At 69.6% G+C, this 16,247-nt stretch carries 21 protein-coding genes and 1 tRNA gene; 12 read left to right on the top strand and 10 right to left on the bottom strand.

The features are described 5' to 3' along the window. Positions 1–3 precede the first annotated feature (3 nt). The 4 genes from P8627_RS11635 to P8627_RS11620 all read right to left on the bottom strand — a co-directional run bounded on the left by P8627_RS11635 (position 4) and on the right by P8627_RS11620 (position 1,055). Complete coding sequence (locus tag P8627_RS11635; RefSeq protein ID WP_279964277.1) at positions 4–216, bottom strand: hypothetical protein; 213 nt, start codon at positions 214–216, stop codon at positions 4–6. A gap of 60 nt (positions 217–276) precedes the next feature. Further along, a complete protein-coding gene (locus P8627_RS11630) occupies positions 277–519 on the bottom strand; it encodes a hypothetical protein (protein WP_279964276.1) in 243 nt (80 codons plus the stop codon). Next, positions 516–719 (bottom strand): hypothetical protein, encoded by a 204-nt coding sequence (locus P8627_RS11625; protein WP_279964275.1) that lies wholly within the window; start codon positions 717–719, stop codon positions 516–518. The genes P8627_RS11630 and P8627_RS11625 overlap by 4 nt, the downstream gene beginning before the upstream one ends. 105 nt (positions 720–824) lie before the next feature. Continuing rightward, positions 825–1,055, bottom strand: coding sequence for a hypothetical protein (locus P8627_RS11620; RefSeq protein ID WP_279964274.1), 231 nt, complete (start codon positions 1,053–1,055; stop codon positions 825–827). Positions 1,056–1,140: 85 nt separating this feature from the next. On the opposite strand from P8627_RS11620, the gene P8627_RS11615 reads away from it, so the two are divergent. Further along, positions 1,141–2,394 carry a DNA polymerase IV gene (locus P8627_RS11615; RefSeq protein WP_279964273.1) on the top strand — a complete coding sequence of 418 codons (1,254 nt, stop codon included), beginning with the start codon at positions 1,141–1,143 and terminating at the stop codon, positions 2,392–2,394. A 13-nt stretch (positions 2,395–2,407) separates the two neighbouring features. On the opposite strand, the gene P8627_RS11610 is transcribed toward P8627_RS11615, so the two are convergent. Further along, entirely contained in the window at positions 2,408–3,265 is an 858-nt protein-coding gene (locus P8627_RS11610) for an N-formylglutamate amidohydrolase (RefSeq protein ID WP_279964272.1), read from the bottom strand. A 144-nt stretch (positions 3,266–3,409) separates the two neighbouring features. Between P8627_RS11610 and P8627_RS11605 the strand changes: the two genes are divergently transcribed. From P8627_RS11605 to P8627_RS11595, 3 genes are all read left to right on the top strand, one after another. Continuing rightward, positions 3,410–3,484: transfer RNA gene (locus tag P8627_RS11605), tRNA-Val, on the top strand. Between the two features lie 67 nt (positions 3,485–3,551). Next, positions 3,552–3,677, top strand: a complete 126-nt coding sequence (gene ykgO, locus P8627_RS11600) for a type B 50S ribosomal protein L36 (RefSeq protein ID WP_028287243.1) — start codon at positions 3,552–3,554, stop codon at positions 3,675–3,677. 70 nt (positions 3,678–3,747) lie between these two features. After that, on the top strand, positions 3,748–4,278 hold the full coding sequence (locus P8627_RS11595; protein ID WP_279964268.1) for an AAA family ATPase: 531 nt from the start codon (positions 3,748–3,750) through the stop codon (positions 4,276–4,278). A 16-nt stretch (positions 4,279–4,294) separates the two neighbouring features. Here the strand turns inward: P8627_RS11595 and P8627_RS11590 are convergent, their stop codons facing one another. The 4 genes from P8627_RS11590 to yghX form a co-directional block, all read right to left on the bottom strand. Next, positions 4,295–4,957 (bottom strand): peroxiredoxin, encoded by a 663-nt coding sequence (locus P8627_RS11590; protein ID WP_279964266.1) that lies wholly within the window; start codon positions 4,955–4,957, stop codon positions 4,295–4,297. Between the two features lie 130 nt (positions 4,958–5,087). Further along, entirely contained in the window at positions 5,088–5,759 is a 672-nt protein-coding gene (locus P8627_RS11585; protein WP_279964264.1) for an RluA family pseudouridine synthase, read from the bottom strand. Between the two features lie 11 nt (positions 5,760–5,770). Further along, positions 5,771–5,971, bottom strand: a complete 201-nt coding sequence (locus tag P8627_RS11580) for a hypothetical protein (protein ID WP_279964263.1) — start codon at positions 5,969–5,971, stop codon at positions 5,771–5,773. Positions 5,972–5,974: 3 nt separating this feature from the next. Continuing rightward, a complete protein-coding gene (gene yghX / locus P8627_RS11575) occupies positions 5,975–6,859 on the bottom strand; it encodes a YghX family hydrolase (RefSeq protein WP_279964261.1) in 885 nt (294 codons plus the stop codon). Between the two features lie 96 nt (positions 6,860–6,955). On the opposite strand from yghX, the gene P8627_RS11570 reads away from it, so the two are divergent. Then, positions 6,956–7,429, top strand: a complete 474-nt coding sequence (locus tag P8627_RS11570) for a CreA family protein (protein ID WP_279964259.1) — start codon at positions 6,956–6,958, stop codon at positions 7,427–7,429. Here the strand turns inward: P8627_RS11570 and P8627_RS11565 are convergent. Further along, positions 7,421–8,023 (bottom strand): LysE family translocator, encoded by a 603-nt coding sequence (locus tag P8627_RS11565; protein ID WP_279964258.1) that lies wholly within the window; start codon positions 8,021–8,023, stop codon positions 7,421–7,423. The two genes, P8627_RS11570 and P8627_RS11565, sit on opposite strands and share 9 nt — an antisense overlap. Before the next feature lie 356 nt (positions 8,024–8,379). On the opposite strand from P8627_RS11565, the gene P8627_RS11560 reads away from it, so the two are divergent. From P8627_RS11560 to fdhF, 7 genes are all read left to right on the top strand, one after another. After that, the gene (locus P8627_RS11560) at positions 8,380–9,612 is read left to right on the top strand and encodes an NAD(P)/FAD-dependent oxidoreductase (protein WP_279967459.1); all 1,233 of its coding nucleotides are present in this window, start codon (positions 8,380–8,382) and stop codon (positions 9,610–9,612) included. Continuing rightward, positions 9,609–10,373, top strand: coding sequence for a DUF1365 domain-containing protein (locus tag P8627_RS11555; protein ID WP_279964257.1), 765 nt, complete (start codon positions 9,609–9,611; stop codon positions 10,371–10,373). Before P8627_RS11560 ends, P8627_RS11555 begins: the two co-directional genes overlap by 4 nt. Then, a complete protein-coding gene (locus tag P8627_RS11550) occupies positions 10,370–11,599 on the top strand; it encodes an MFS transporter (protein WP_279967458.1) in 1,230 nt (409 codons plus the stop codon). Before P8627_RS11555 ends, P8627_RS11550 begins: the two co-directional genes overlap by 4 nt. Further along, positions 11,596–12,168, top strand: coding sequence for a DUF3833 family protein (locus tag P8627_RS11545; protein ID WP_347882270.1), 573 nt, complete (start codon positions 11,596–11,598; stop codon positions 12,166–12,168). The genes P8627_RS11550 and P8627_RS11545 overlap by 4 nt, the downstream gene beginning before the upstream one ends. Further along, on the top strand, positions 12,161–12,901 hold the full coding sequence (locus P8627_RS11540; protein ID WP_279964255.1) for an SDR family NAD(P)-dependent oxidoreductase: 741 nt from the start codon (positions 12,161–12,163) through the stop codon (positions 12,899–12,901). The genes P8627_RS11545 and P8627_RS11540 overlap by 8 nt, the downstream gene beginning before the upstream one ends. 57 nt (positions 12,902–12,958) lie before the next feature. Then, positions 12,959–13,378 (top strand): cupin domain-containing protein, encoded by a 420-nt coding sequence (locus tag P8627_RS11535; RefSeq protein WP_279964253.1) that lies wholly within the window; start codon positions 12,959–12,961, stop codon positions 13,376–13,378. Positions 13,379–13,468: 90 nt separating this feature from the next. Further along, a complete protein-coding gene (fdhF, locus tag P8627_RS11530) occupies positions 13,469–16,228 on the top strand; it encodes a formate dehydrogenase subunit alpha (protein ID WP_279964252.1) in 2,760 nt (919 codons plus the stop codon). The last annotated feature ends 19 nt before the right edge of the window (positions 16,229–16,247 follow it).

The raw sequence follows: 16,247 nt of genomic DNA, 5'->3' as shown, positions 1-16,247 counted from the left end.
GCGTCAGTCGCCGCTCGTCAGGCCGGTCCCGTCGCTTTCGGGCACGGTGATCTGGAATTCGGTATCCGCCGCCGGGCCCTCATCCGTCAGGATGAAGAGGTTGGGCAGGACGAAGACGGCCAGCAGCCCGCCGAAGACGATCGCGACGGCCAGGCCGATGAAGTATTTCGTCTTGCTCTGATCGGGGACGGGTGCGTCGGACGGTTCATGGGTCATGTCGATTCCTTTCGGCCCGCGCGCCAAGCGCGCCGGGCATCTGGTTGTGGTCTTGGCGGCTCAGTTCCCGAGGCCGTCGCCCGCGTCGTTCAGGATGACGGGCGCGTCGTCGGGCGTCTCGGGCGCCTCGTCGGCCAGGAAGATCGCGAAGCCGAGGATGGTGACGACTAGGACCAGCAGGAAGATAAGGCCGATCCGCGCGCGCGACGATTTCGGCGCCACGTCGTCGCGGGTCAGTGACTCGTGCCCGGGGGCTGGGCCCGTCGCGTTGCCTTGCTTCTTCTCGGTTCCGGTCACGGTCATTGGTCGGTCTCCGCGGCGGGCGCGGCCTCCTCGGGGGCGGGCGTCTCGCCCGGGATCAGCATGAACACGACGAAGAGCAGGATTACGAAGGCCAACGCAGTCAGCAACATCCGGCGGCCCGCGCTGCTGCGCGGCACCTCGACGGCGCTGCGGGCCGAGCCCGAGGGCGGTGTCGCATCATGGCGAGGTTCGTCGGCCATGACATATCCTCCTGGTTTTGCGTATACGCTGGGGAAACCCGAAAGCCCCCCGCCGCGGTTCCACGCGCACGGGACAGGGCGGCGAAACGCCGCCTTTGGCGCGCGTCAGTGACCGGCGTCGAGATCCTTGCCCGCCACCTTCTCCGCGACGACCGGGCTGCCGTTCGTCTCGGCGACGGCGCCTTCGGGGGCTCCGGTGAAGTAGAACCATGTCGCGCCGGCGGCCAGAACCGCCCCAAGCAAGAGCCAGTAGGCGGACGCGCCCGCCTCGCGAACCGCGGCCGCGGGGGCTGCGGGTTCGCGCAGCGTCTTGGTCGCTTGTGTCACATCCGTCATCTGGTTTTCCTCGGTAAGGACGCTGCTCAATGTCTGGCACCGCGAACGGTTCCCTCCCGACCCGGCCGCTCATAGATTTGTGACCATGCCCGCGCTTTGCCGCCACTGCCTCGCGACCTTCGAGGAGGCCCGCCGCTGCCCGACCTGCGGCAGCCCCCGCGTCACGCGGCATGCGGAGCTTTTCGAGCTGTCCATAGCACATATGGACTGCGACGCCTTCTACGCCTCCGTCGAAAAGCGCGACCGGCCCGAACTGGCCGACAAGCCGGTGATCATCGGCGGCGGGCGGCGCGGCGTGGTCTCGACGTGCTGTTATGTCGCGCGCATCCGGGGCGTGCGCTCGGCCATGCCGATGTTCAAGGCGCTGCAGCTCTGCCCCGACGCGGTGGTCATCAAGGGGCGCATGTCGCTCTATGTCGAGGTGAGCCGGCAGGTGCGCGCGATGATGGAGGAGCTGACCCCCGCCATCGAGCCACTGTCGCTGGACGAGGCGTTTCTCGATCTCACCGGCACGGCGCGGCTGCACGGCGCGCCGCCCGCGGTCATGCTGGCCGGGCTGGTCCGGCGGATGCAGGACGAGCTGGGCATCACCGGGTCCATCGGCCTCAGCCACAACAAGTTCCTGGCCAAGATCGCCTCGGATCTCGACAAGCCGCGCGGCTTCTCGGTGATCGGCAAGGCCGAGACCGAGAGCTTCCTCGCCGACAAACCGGTGGGCATCATCTGGGGCGTGGGCCTGGTCGGCCAGGAGGCGCTGAAACGCGCGGGGATCGAGACCATCGCCGATCTCCGCCGTTGGGATCGCGCCGATCTCGGCCGCCGGTTCGGGTCGATGGGCGACCGGCTCTGGCATCTGGCGCGCGGGCAGGACCGCCGCCGCGTCAGCGCCCACCGCCCCGTGAAGTCGATCTCGAAGGAGACGACGTTTTCCGAGAACACCGACGACCCGGATATCCTGGACGGGCATCTCTGGCGCCTGGCCGAGCAGGTCTCGGACCGCGCGAAGGCCAAGAACGTCGCGGGCCGGGTGGTGACGATGAAGCTGAAGCGCGCCGATTTCACCACCATCACGCGCCGCCACGCCCTGTCCGAGCCCACGCAGATGGCCGACCGCATCTACCGCGAGGCGCGGGGCCTGTTCGACGCTCTTTACCGGCGCGGCTCGGCACGGCTGATCGGGGTGGGCATCTCGGACCTGGTTCCGGCGGACATGGCCGACCGGGCGGGCGACCTGCTGGATCCGGGCGCGTCCCGCCGCGCGGGGGCGGAACGGGCCACCGACGCGATCCGGGCGCGATTCGGAAGCGACGCGATCAAGAAGGGCCGGGCCCTGCGATGACGCCCCGCGCGGGCTACTCGGCGGCGAGGTCCTGCGCGCCGCGCGTCGCGACGCTGAAGCGCGAGAGCGCCTCGGTCATCAGCCGCTTCACGTTGTCGAATTCCGGCGAGGGGCGAAGCGCCGCCTCGTCCATGTAGAGCGCGCGGTCGATCTCGATCTGGATGACGTGCCACCCGGTCTGCGGCTTGCCGTAGGCCCGCGCGATGTAGGCGCCGGCGAAGGGCGCGTTGCGCGCGACGCGGAAGCCCAGCTCGGCGAAGATCGACTCCAGATGGTCGACCAGCTCGGCGCCGGCCGACGCGCCGAACCGGTCGCCCAGCACGATCTCGGGCGCGCGGCCGCGCGGGGCCGAGGATTCGATCGCCTCGTGCGGCATGGAGTGGCAGTCGAGCAGGATCGCGCGGCCGAACCGGTCCGATGCCTCGCCCATCAGCGCGGCGAGCTGGTCGTGATAGGGATGCCAGACGCGGTCGATGCGCGCCTGCGCCTCGGCCCGGTCGATCTTGCCCGAATAGATGGCTCGGCCCTGCGCCACGACCCGCGGGATCACCCCCAGGCCCGACGCGATGCGCGGGTTCGTCACGCCGCGGGGCAGCCCCTGGATCACGCCGGGGTCCAGCTCGTCGGGGGCGCGATTGAGATCGAGAAAGGCGCGCGGCATCTCGGCGGCCAGGAGCGCCATGCCAAGATCGGGCGCGCGGTCCATCAGAAGGTCGACGAAGGCGTCCTCGGAGGACCGGATGCGCGCGGCGTCGAGGACGGTGGCCGTCAGGAACTCCCAGTCGTAGACGCGGCCGGAATGCGGGCTGGCCACCACGACGGGCGCGCGCTGGACCGCGGGTCGAACGAGTCGGAATGGGGGTCGGGACATGTGCGGATCCGGCTGTGATTGCGGCGAGGATAGAGCCTCGGGAATTCGGTCGAAAGCCCCCTTGCACGCTTGTGTGAAAGACACTATCCACCGCGCACCAATGCGCCGGGGCGTCGGGGAGTTCCTTTCCGTCATGGCGCAACGGGGCGATTAGCTCAGCGGTAGAGCACTTCGTTGACATCGAAGGGGTCACTGGTTCGATCCCAGTATCGCCCACCATCCACCGCCCCGACGGGGCAGATTTTCACCCGGGGCGTCACCCCCGCACGCATCAGAGGAGCCGGACATGAAGGTTCGCAATTCCCTCCGGTCGCTCAAGAGCCGCCACCGCGACTGCCGTGTCGTGCGCCGCAAGGGCCGGGTCTATGTGATCAACAAGACGCAGCGCCGCTTCAAGGCCCGACAGGGCTGAAGCCATCGCGCGCAGGATCGGAAGGGCCGTGCCGCGAGGCGCGGCCTTTTTCGTTGCACCGGGGTCGATCATGATCATCCACCTGAACGGCCGCCCAGGGGTCGGCAAGCTCACGATCGGACGGCGTGTCGCCGAGCGGATCGGCGGGCGGCTTCTCGACAATCACAGCCTCTACAACGTGGCATTCGCCTTGACCGATATCGGCTCGGATCTCTGTCAGCAGACGTTCGAGGAGATCCGCGCCATCGCCTTCGCCCGCATCCTCGACCTGCCTCCGGCGACACCCGTCATCCTGACCGACAGCCTCTTCACCGACTCGGACCGGGCTCAGACGGCATGGGACGCCGTCCTAGGCTTGGCGCGGACGCGCGGCGGGCCGTACCTCATCGTCGTCCTCGACTGCGCGCAAAGCGAGAACGAGCGTCGTCTCCGGTCCCCGGAACGGATGGGCAAACGCAAGCCGATGGACGGGACCTTCCTGCGTCCCGACCGCTACGACCGGGACCCCATCGCACGTGGCGGCGACCGCGTCCTGCGTCTCGACACGACCGACCTGACCGCCGCGGAGGCGGCGGACAGGATCGTCGAATGGATCGGCTGAAGCCGGATCCGGGCGCTCACGCGGCGGAGGACGGGTCCTTCGTCATGCGCAGGTAGGGGAAATGCGTCGTGAACTCCCCGAACTTCGCCTTGGCATCCGCGTCCGAGACGGTGGCCGGGATCACCACGTCGCGGCCCTGTTCCCAATTGGCGGGCATCGCGATGCCGTGCTTGGCGGCGGCCTGCAACGCGTCCACGGCGCGCAGGATCTCGGCGAAGTTGCGGCCCACATTCATCGGGTAGGTCATGGAGAGCTTCAGCTGCTTGTCCGGCCCGATGATGTAGACCGACCGCACCGTCGCCGTGTCGTTGGGCGTGCGCCCGTCGGGCAGGTAGGCGTCGGCGGGCAGCATGTCGTAGGCCTTCGACACCTCAAGTCCCTCATCGGCGATGATCGGAAAGCCGGCCTTGGCCCCGCCGAAGGTCTCGATGTCGGCTTTCCACTTCTTGTGGTCCTCGACCCCGTCGACCGAGATGCCGATCACCTTCACGCCGCGCTTCTCCCATTCGTCGGCCAGTTGGGCGACGGCGCCGAACTCGGTGGTGCAGACGGGGGTGAAGTCCTTCGGATGGCTGAACAGGATGGCCCAGCTGTCGCCGATCCAGTCGTGGAACTTGATCGGGCCTTCGCTGGTCTCGGCCTCGAAATCGGGAACGGTCTGGTTGATGCGCAGGCTCATGACGGCCTCCTCTCGGTTGCGTTGCCCCTGAGGTAGTGCCGCGCGGGCCCGGCGTGAAGCATGCGCCGACTAAACGGGAGGCTTTTCCGGGGGCCGCGCGCGGCGGGAACGCCCGTTTCGGCGCGCATCCTCAGAAGGGACAGGGCGCTTCGAGGCGCATCATCCGGCCCTCGATCGGGTGCTCGAACTTCAGCCCTTCGGCATGCAGCATCATCCGGGGAAAGTCGCGCGCGGGGCCCTCGGCATAGAACGGATCGCCCAGGATCGGATGCCCCAGCGCCTTCATGTGGACACGCAGCTGATGGCTGCGGCCGGTGCGCGGGAACAGCGCCATCCGGGTGGTGCCGTCCTCGATCGCGATGCGCTTCCACTCGGTGACCGAGGGTTTGCCGATCTCGTGGTTCACATGCTGCAGCGGCCGGTTCGGCCAATCCACGATCAGCGGCAGATCCACCACGCCCTCGACGCCCGGAACTTCGCCCCAGACGCGGGCGATGTAGCGCTTCTTGACGCGCTTCGTCTCGAAGAGCCGGCCCATCTTGCGCTGCGCCGCCTTGGTCAGCGCGAAGACCATGATGCCGGAGGTGTCCCGGTCCAGCCGGTGGCACAGAAGCACCTCCGGCCAGTCCTCGGCCAGCCGCGCGATCAGGCAGTCGGCCAGATCCGCCCCCCGTCCCGGGACCGAGAGCAGGCCATGCGGCTTGTCGACCACCAGGAGATGCGCGTCCTCGTGGATCACCGGGATGGGCCCGCTCGGCGGGTCGTAGGGGGTGGAGGGCCCGGGGGCCGTGGCGTGGGTCATGCTGCGAGCCCCTAGCCCCGCCCGCGCCAGAGCCGCAAGCCCGCCCAGATCGCGGTGCCGCCGAAGAACAGCGAGGAGAGGCCCACGACCTCGACGGCCGCGATGCCGCCCACGCCGTTCAGCGCGACGGCCACGCCCACCAGGGCAAGCCCGGCGAGCGAAGCCAGAAGGTAGAACCAGGTTTCCTTCCGCGTGGGGCCGAACCTGTTCATCTCTCAGGCAAGATAGACGCGGAACCAGGCGATGGTGGCCTCCCACGCGGCCTCCGCCGCCTCGGCGTCGTAGCGGGGCGTCGTGTCGTTGTGGAAGCCGTGGTTCACGTCGGGCCAGATCCGCGCCTCGTAGATCTTGTCGTTCGCCTCGAGCGCGCGCTGCATCTCGGGCCAGCCGGCATTGATCCGGCTGTCGAGCGCCGCGAATTGCAGCAGGAGCGGCGCCTGGATCTTCGGCACATCCGCCGCGGCGGCCTGGCGGCCGTAGAAGGGCACGCCGGCATCGAGTTCGGGATAGGCCACAGCCAGCGCGTTCACCACGCCGCCGCCGTAGCAAAAGCCCGTCGCGCCGACCTTGCCGTTCGTGCCGTCCAGCGCCTTGAGATATTCGAACCCCGCGAAGAAGTCGTTCATCAGCTTCTCGCCATCGACCTGCCGCTGCAGCGTCCGGCCCTCGTCGTCATTGCCGGGATAGCCGCCGACGCTGGTCAGCCCGTCGGGCGCCAGCGCGATGAAGCCCGCCTTGGCGACCCGCCGCGCGACGTCGCGGATATAGGGGTTCAGGCCCCGGTTCTCGTGCACGACCAGCACCGCGGCGGGGGTTTCGACGCCGACGGGACGCACGAGATAGCCGTTCACTGATCCGTGCCCGTTCGGGCTGTCATAGGTGATATCCTCGCCCATGATGTCGGCATCGTCGGGCGCCACCTGCTGGGCCAGCGCGTAATCGGGCGAGAGCGTCTGGAGCAGCGCGAGCGCCGTCACGCCGCCGACCGCCCATTTCCCGGCGCGGTCGAGAAATTCGCGCTTGGAGATATGGCCATGCGCATAGAAGTCGTAGAGATCGAGCAGTTCCTGGTCGAAATCCTTCGCGGTCATGCGGGTCATGCGGGCTCCCTCCCATGGGTGATGACGGTGCGGAAGGTAGCGCAGTTTCGCGGGCCGGGAAGGGAACACGCCACCGCAACGCGAGGTTGAGTCACCATGAAAAACCCCATTCACAGCATCGCCGCCCTCCTGGCCCTCGCCCTGCCCGCCGCCGCCGAACAGGTGGGCGAGGTCGGTGTGGACTGGGTCGGCAACGACATCATCATCGAGGCCATTTCCGATCCCAAGGTCGACGGCGTCACCTGCCACGTCGCCTATTTCGACCGCTCGCTGATCGACCGGCTGAGCCAAGGCAACTGGTTCGAGGACCCGTCCAACGCCTCGATCGCCTGCCGACAGACCGGGCCGATCCGCATCGGCGATATCGATCGCAGCGAGGATGGCGAGCAGGTCTTCCGCGAGAGCCGCTCGATCATCCTGAAGACGCTGCGCATCAAGCGCATCTTCGACGAGGCGAACCAGACGCTGATCTATCTCGCCCACGCGCAGGAGCTGACGGAAGGCTCCGCCAAGATGTCGATCTCGACCGTGCCCCTCTACAATGCCGAGCTGGCCGCGCCGTCAGAGTAGCGCCAGCGCCGCGCCGTAGCCGATGAAGCACAGCGCCAGCCCGCGCCGCAGCGCGCGGCTGGCGACGACGCCCAGCGCCCGGCGGCCCAGCCAGGCGCCCAGCGCGCACCAGGTAGTGTAGCTGGCCGCCGTCAGCGTCAGCGCGGTGGGCACGATCGCCCCCATTTGCGACGCGATCGGCACATCCGGGGCCACGAAGGCGGTGAAGGCCGCGAAATAGCCCGCCAGCGACTTGGCGTTGAAGGTGGCGATGGCGAAGGCGCGCAGGAAGATATGCTGGACGGGCGGCGCGGTCTGCGCGACCGGATCGCCGGCGCGCAGCCAGGCGCGCACCCCCAGCGCGACCAGAAGCGCCGCGCCCACCAGCTTCAGCGCGCCGTAGAGGCCCGGCGCGGCAACCAGCAGCGCCGTGACGCCCGAAGCGGCCAAGGTCAGGAATAGCGCAGCCTGGGAGAGGATCGCCGCGACGCACCAGAGCGCGCGCCGGAACCCCGCGCCCCAGGCCGTCAGGATGCAGTTGACGGCATTCGGCCCGGGCGAGGTGACGAAGACGGCCCAGAACCCGGCGAAGACCAGCCAGTCGGCGAGGCTCACCCGGCCGCGTCCGGACGCAGGCCCCACGAGCGCGGGGCGAGCCGCCCGTCGGGCCGCGCGGTATCGCAGGTGGTCCTGGGCGGCACGGGGCCCTCCGGGTCTGGGGTGAGGCGCTTCTGCCACGGTTCGGACCGGGGCCCGCGCGAATATCCCCCGACTGTGTTTTTGCTTCAAGCGCGAGTCGGATTACGTATGTCTGGCAAGAGCGGGGAATGACCGCGGCGCGTCCCGCGCCCGACCGCCGCCCGACGCCAGTTCGAACCAACCGCAGCCAACGGACCTCTCCCATCTTGAGCACCTTCTCCCCCAGCGCGCCGCGCCGCCGCGTCGCGGTGATCGGCGGCGGCATCAGCGGCATGGCCGCGGCGCACGCGCTCTGCACCGATCACGACGTCACCTTGTTCGAGGCGGCCCCCCGCCTCGGCGGCCATGCCCGCACGATCACGGCCGGCAAGCGCGGCGACCAGCCGGTCGATACCGGCTTCATCGTCTACAACCGCGTGAACTACCCGAACCTCGTCGGCCTCTTCGAGGCGCTCGACGTGCCGGTCGAGGAATCCGACATGTCCTTCGCCGCCTCGCTGGATGGCGGGCGGATCGAGTACAGTCTGCAGACGCTGGACACGCTCTTCGCGCAACGCCGCAACGCGCTGCGGCCGCCTTTCCTGCGGATGGTGCGCGACGTCCTGCGCTTCAACGCCCGCGCCGCCGACGCGGCGAACGATCCCGACCAGCCGCTGCGCGATTTCGTCACGAAGATGGGTCTGGGGCAGGAGTTCCGCGACTGGTATCTCGGGCCGATCTCGGGGGCGATCTGGTCCACGCCAAGCCAGGACGTGATGGATTTCCCGGCGCAGGCGATGGTGCGCTTCTTCGAAAACCACGCCCTCCTGTCCCATACCGGCCAGCACCAGTGGTACACGGTCTCCGGCGGCTCGGTCGAATACGTCCGCAGGCTCGAGGCGCATCTGCGCGGCGCCGGCGTGACGATCCGTACCGGCGCGCCGGTCGCCTCGGTCCGCCGCCTGCCCGCGCGGGTCGAGATCCGGGCCGAGGGCGCGGAGGTCGAGGCGTTCGACGACGTCGTCCTCGCCACGCATTCCGACGACTCGCTGCGCCTGCTGGCGGATGCCGACGCGCAGGAGACGGGCCTGCTGCGCCATATCCGCTACCAGGACAATCACGCGATCCTGCATGCCGACCCCGGCGCGATGCCGAAGCGGCGCAAGGTCTGGGCCGCCTGGAACTACCGCGAGGAGCCGGGCAATGCTCGCGGGCAGTTGGGCCTGACCTACTGGATGAACCGGCTGCAGAACATTCCCGAGGATGACCCCCTCTTCGTCACGCTGAACGCCACTACGGCGATCCGCGAGGAGTTGATCTACGACCAAAAGACCTTCCGCCACCCGGTCTACGACCTTGAGATGATGGCCGCGGTCGAGGGGGTGCGCGCGATGAACGGGCACCGCAACACGTGGTTCTGCGGCGCCTGGATGCGCAACGGCTTCCACGAGGACGGCTTCGCCAGCGCGGTCGAGGCGGTCGCCGCGATGCGCGCGCGCCGACCGCAGGGGATCGCGGCGGCGTGAGCCACGCGCCCCAGCATATCCCGGGCCGCACCTTCCATGGCCGCCGCGGCGAAGGCGTCGAGAACGCCTTCTCCTACGGCGTCGACTACGTCCTGCTGGAGCCCGCGGCGCCGGGCCCGTTGCCGCGGCTTTTCGGGTATAACCGTTTCGCCCTCGCGAGCCTGCGCGACCGCGACCATGGCGGTCCGCCGGGCCGCGGGCGGGGTACGGCCTGGGTGCGCGACGTGCTGGCCGAAGCGCTGCCGGATTTCGCGCCGGGGCGCATCCTGCTGCTGGCGCAGCCCCGGGTGCTGGGCCACGTCTTTAACCCCGTCAGCTTCTGGCTGATCCATGGCGCGGACGACGCGCTCCGCGTGGTCATCGCCGAGGTCACCAACACCTATGGCGACCGGCATTCCTATCTCTGCCATGCCGACGACCTGTCGCCCATCGCCGCCGGAACGAGCCTGAAGGCGAAGAAGCTGATGCATGTCTCGCCCTTCCAGCCGGTCGAGGGCGGGTATGTCTTCAACTTCGACATCGCCGCCGACCGCATCGCCATCCGCATCGATTACCGCGTCGGCAACGGGCGGCTTTTGGCCACGCTGACCGGCCCGCGTCGGCCGCTCACCAATCGCGGCCTCATCGGCGCCGCGCTGCGCCGCCCCTTCGGCACCCGCCGCGTGCTTGCGCTGATCCACTGGCAGGCGCTGCGGCTCTGGTGGAAGGGCGCGCGCTTCCGCAACCGGCCCGAGCCGCCGGCCTCCGAGGTGTCCCGCTGACCGCCGCCGCCGCATCGGGCCTGCCTCGCTATGCGGGCTTCGCGGCGCTTCTGGCGGCGGCCGGGCTGCCGATCTACATCCACGCGCCCAAGTTCTACGTCGACAGCTACGGCGTCACGCTGGCGCAGTTGTCGCTCGCGCTCTTCGCGCTGCGGCTGATCGACGTGGTGCAGGATCCGGCGCTGGGCCGGCTGGCCGAGGCGACGCGGCGGCACCGCGCGGCGATGGTCTGGGGCGCGGGCGCGATAATGGCGGCGGCGATGGTCGCGCTTTTCGCGCTGCCGCCCGCCCTGCCCCCGGTCTTGTGGTTCGCGCTGTCGCTGGCGGCGCTGTTCTCGGCCTTTTCCTTCCTGACGATCTGCTTCTACGCGCAGGGCGTGGCCAAGGCCTCGGCGATGGGCGGCGGGCATGTGCGACTGGCCAGCTGGCGCGAGACGGGGGCGCTGACCGGCGTGTGCCTGGCCGCGATCCTGCCCACGGCGCTGGCCTTCAGCGGCGCGCCGTTCGCCTGGTATGCGGGCCTGTTCGTCGTGCTGACGGCGGCCGTGCTGATCGCGATGCGCGGCGAGTGGTCGGCGCGCGGCGACGCCCCCGCGTCGAATGGCCTGCGCGCGGTGCTGGGCGACCGGCCCGCGCGGCGGATGCTGATCCTGGCGCTGGTGAACGCGACGCCCGTGGCCGTGACCTCGACGCTGTTTCTGTTCTTCGTGACCGAGCGCCTGCAGGCGCCGGGCACCGAGGGTCCGCTGCTTCTGGTCTTCTTCCTGTCCGCCGCGCTGGCCGCGCCGCTCTGGGGACGGGCGGCGCAGCGCTTCGGCGCGCGCCACGCGCTGATGGCGGCGATGGGGCTGGCGATCGTCAGCTTCGCCTTCGCGCTGGGCCTCGGCAGCGGCGACACCTGGGCCTTCGCCGCGATCTGCGTGGCGACCGGCGCGGCGGTGGGCGCGGACCTGACGCTCCTGCCCGCGATGTTCGCCCGCCGGCTGGAGACGGTGGCCCCCAGCGCGGCTGACGGGTTCGGACTGTGGTCCTTCGTCAACAAGGTCACGCTGGCCTTTGCGGCCATCGCGCTCCTGCCCGCGCTGGAAGCCGCAGGGCTCGCCCCGGGAACGGAAAGCCCGGAAGCGGCATTGTTCCTGCTCACCGCCCTTTACGCAGGCCTGCCGCTGGTTCTGAAGCTCGTGGCGCTGGGCCTGCTCGCCCGCATCGACCCGGAGGTCGCATGATGGACCCGTTCCTGTTCGTGCTCGCCGGCGCCATCGCGACCCTCGCGGTGGTCTGGGCCGTCCGGCGCGCCTTCGCCTTCGCCGGGCAGGAAGCGCAGGATTACGTGCACCTGCTGCCGGAGCTGGACCTGCAGAAACACCTGACGGGCCGGCTGGTCTGCCGCGGCATGATCTTCGGGCCGACCGGCCGCGTCACCTCGCGCTTCACCGCGACGATGGAGATGAGCTGGGACGGGCCCAAGGGCTCGATGGTCGAGCATTTCCTTTACGATGACGGCACGGTGCAGGACCGGGTCTGGCTGATCCAGCTCCACGAGGATGGGCGCGTCGAGACCGAGGCCACCGACGTTCTGGGCCACGGCACCGGGCGCATCATGGGCAACGCGCTGGGCCTGCGCTACGCGATCCAGCTTCCGCCCGAGAACGGCAGCCACGTGCTGCAGGCGGTGGACTGGATGTATCTGCAGGAGGACGGAACCATCCTGAACCGCAGCCAATTCCGAAAGTTCGGCATCAAGGTGGCCGAGCTCTTTGCCGTGATCCGGCCGATGGGAGACGACGATGCGTGACTGGAATGGCAAGCGTTACTGGTTGGTCGGCGCCTCCGAGGGGCTGGGCGCGGCGCTCGCGAAGAAGCTTTCGGCCGCCGGAGCGGAGGTGATCCTCTCGGCGCGCTCGGAAGACCGGCTGAAGGACCTCGTCGCCGAGATGCCGGGCAAGGCCCAGGCGGTCGCCTGCGACGTGGCGGATCCGGCCTCGGTCGCGGCGGCGGCGAAGGCCGCGGGCGATGTGGACGGCGTGGTCTTCCTCGCCGGGGTCTACTGGCCGCTGCCCGCGCAGGACTGGGACGCCGAGAAGATCGAGGCGATGCTCGACGTGAACCTGACCGGGGCGGCGCGCGTCGTGGGCGCGGTGATCGGCGACATGGTCGAGCGCGACGCCGGCCATATCGTGCTGACCGGCTCGCTCTCGGGCTTCCGCGGCCTGCCGGGCGCCACGGGCTATGGCGCGTCCAAGGCCGGGATCATGGCGCTGGCCGAGGGCATGTATGCCGACCTTCGCAAGACCGGCGTGACCGTCCAGGTCGCCAATCCGGGCTTCATCCGCACCCGGCTGACCGACAAGAACGAGTTCGACATGCCCTTCCTGATGGAGCCCGAGGAGGCCGCGCAGGAGATGTTCGAGCTGATGTGCTCGGACGATTTCAAGCGCAGCTTCCCGACGGTCTTCTCCTGGCTGTTCCGCGGCGGGCAATTCCTGCCGGACTGGCTCTGGTATCCGATCTTCTCGAAGAAGGGCTGAGGAACCGGGCGCTGGGCCGGCCGTTCCTCCCGCGACCCCGATCGCAGGAGACCGCCCATGCCGCAGCAGACCTTCTGGCACGTCCATGTCGTGGACGGCGAAAGCCGGCAGACCCGCCGGGCCCTGGCAGGCTTCGAGACCGAGAGCATGGGCGGCGACGCCGATCCGCAAAACAACCTGCACATGGACGGGGCGCGTCACGTCATCGTCGCGGTCATGCCCGCGGGGATGGAGGGCGAATGGCACGAGAACCCGGCACCGCAATGGATCGTGCCGCTTTCGGGCCGCTGGTGGGTCGAGACGATGGACGGCACGCGGGTCGAGATGGGCCCGGGCGAGATCTCCTTCGGCGGCGACCAGGGCACCACGGACGGCCGCGGCCACCGGTCGGGCGTGGTGGGCGCCGCCGATTGCCACCTGCTGATCGTGCAGTTCGACACCGTGCCGCAGGCGGTGCGCGACGCCGCGCCCGCCTGACCGGCGCGTCGTTTCCCCGCATCCCCCCGTCGCGCTGAACCTTTCCCCTGGCGGCCCCGGCGCTTAACCTGCGGCCAAAGGGGAACGACCATGCCCGACACCATCCGCTTCACGCTCGACGGCCAGCCCGTCGAGGCCGCGCCCGGTCAGACGATCTGGGAGGTCGCGAACGGTCGCGGCCTGGTCATCCCGCATCTCTGCCACAAGCCCGCGCCGGGCTATCGCCCGGACGGCAATTGCCGCGCCTGCATGGTCGAGATCGAGGGCGAGCGCACGCTGGCCGCCTCCTGCATCCGCACGCCCGAGGACGGCATGGTCGTCACCACCGACAGCGCCCGGGCCCGGGGCGCGCGGAAGATGGTGATCGAGATGCTGCTGGCCGACCAGCCGGAGCGCGCGGTCGCCCATGACCGCTCCGCCCATCTGTGGGACATGGCCGAGGCCTCGGGCGTCGCGACCAGCCGCCTGCCCACGCTCGAGGCGGGGCGCATCCCACTTCTGGACGACAGCCATGTGGCGATGCGCGTCAATCTCGACGCCTGCATCCAGTGCGGCCTCTGCGTGCGCGCCTGCCGCGAGGTCCAGGTCAACGACGTGATCGGCATGGCCGGGCGCGGGCACGACACCTATCCGGTCTTCGATTTCGACGACCCGATGGGCGAGTCGACCTGTGTGGCGTGCGGCGAATGCGTCCAGGCCTGCCCGACCGGTGCACTGATGCCCGCGACGATGATCGACGACGCGCAGGTCGGCGACGACCGCGCCTTCGATGCCGAGACCCGCTCGATCTGCCCGTTCTGCGGCGTGGGCTGCCAGGTCTCGATCAAGACGCGCGGCGACCGCGTGGTGAAGGTCGATGGCGTCAACGGCCCCGCCAACGAGGGCCGGCTCTGCGTCAAGGGCCGCTTCGGCTTCGACTACATCCACCACCCCCACCGCCTGACGAAGCCGCTGATCCGGCGCGAGGGCGCGCCCGCGAAGGGCCTGAACGTCGATCCCGGCGACTGGTCTTCGGTCTTCCGTGAGGCGAGCTGGGAGGAGGCGCTGGACGCCGCCGCCGGCGGTCTGAAGGGTCGCGGGCGCGAAGTGGCAGGCTTCGGCTCGGCCAAGTGCTCGAACGAGGAAGCCTATCTCTTCCAGAAATTCATCCGGCAGGGCTTCGGCCACAATAATGTCGATCACTGCACCCGGCTCTGCCACGCCTCGTCGGTCGCGGCATTGCTGGAAAACGTCGGCTCAGGCGCGGTGACGGCCACCTTCAACGAGATCGAGAACGCCGATTGCGCCATCGTCATCGGCGCCAATCCGGTCGAGAACCACCCCGTCGCCGCCACTTATTTCAAGCAGTTCGCCAAGCGCGGCGGCAAGCTGATCGTCATGGATCCGCGCGGGCAGGCGCTCAAGCGGCACGCGACGCATATGCTGCAATTCCGCCCGGGCGCGGATGTCGCGCTTCTGAACGCGATCATGCATGTCATCGCCGAGGAAGGGCTGGTCGACCGGCAATATGTCGAGGCGATGACCGAGAACTGGGATGCCCAGCGCGACCACCTGAAAGGCTTCGCCCCCGAGACGGTCGAGGGGCTGACCGGCATCGACGCGGCCACGATCCGCGCCGTGGCGCGCGATTTCGCGCGGGCCAAGGCGGGCATGATCTTCTGGGGCATGGGGATCAGCCAGCATGTCCACGGCACCGACAATTCCCGCTGCCTGATCTCGCTGGCGCTGATGTGCGGCCAAGTCGGCCGGCCCGGCACCGGGCTGCATCCGCTGCGCGGTCAGAACAACGTCCAGGGCGCCTCGGATGCGGGGCTGATCCCGATGTTCCTGCCCGATTACGCCAGCGTCACGTCGGACGAGGTGCGCGCACGCTACGCCGAACTCTGGGGCGCCGAGCCGCTGGCCGAAAAGGGCCTGACGGTCACCGAGATCATGGACGCCGTCCATGCGGGCGACATCCGCGCGATGTATATCTTGGGCGAGAACCCGGCCATGTCGGACCCCGATGTCGACCACGCGCGCGCGGCGCTGGCGGCGCTGGACCACCTCGTGGTGCAGGACATCTTCCTGACCGAGACGGCCAATTACGCCGACGTCATCCTGCCCGCCTCGGCCTTCTACGAGAAGGCGGGCACGGTCACGAACACCAATCGGCAGGTCCAGATGGGCCGGCCCGCCCTGCCGCCGCCGGGCGAGGCGCGCGCGGATTGGTGGATCACGGCCGAGCTGGCGAAGCGGTGCGGGCTCGACTGGCGCTACACCCATCCGCGCGAGGTCTTCGCCGAGATGAAGCAGGTCATGCCGTCGCTCGACAACATCACCTGGGAGCGGCTGGAGGCCGAGGACGCCGTCACCTACCCGTCGCTGTCCGAGACCGATCCGGGCCAGGCCATCGTCTTCGGCGACGCCTTCCCGCGCGAGAACGGCCGCGCGCGCTTCACCCCCGCGGCGGTCATCCCGCCCGACGAGACGCCGGATGCCGAATACCCGATGATCCTGACGACGGGCCGCCAGCTCGAGCATTGGCACACCGGGTCGATGACGCGCCGGGCCAGCGTTCTGGACGCGGTCGAGCCCGAGGCCAATTGCTCGCTGCATCCCGCGACCCTGCGGCGGCTGGGCGTGCCTGCGGGCGGCCATGTGCGGCTGACGACGCGGCGCGGGACGGTGACGCTGATGGCGCGGGCCGACCGGGCGGTGGCGCCGGACATGGTCTTCCTGCCCTTCGCCTTCGTCGAGGCGGCGGCGAACCTTCTGACCAACCCGGCGCTGGATCCTTACGGCAAGATCCCCGAGTTCAAGTTCTCCGCCGTGCGGGTCGAGGCGGCCGAGGCCGTCGCGGCGGAGTGAGGCGCCGCCGCCCCGGCGC

The sequence above is a fragment of the Jannaschia sp. GRR-S6-38 genome (genome assembly GCF_029853695.1).
Lineage (GTDB): Bacteria > Pseudomonadota > Alphaproteobacteria > Rhodobacterales > Rhodobacteraceae > Jannaschia > Jannaschia ovalis.
This window is presented reverse-complemented; position numbering and strand designations above follow the sequence as displayed.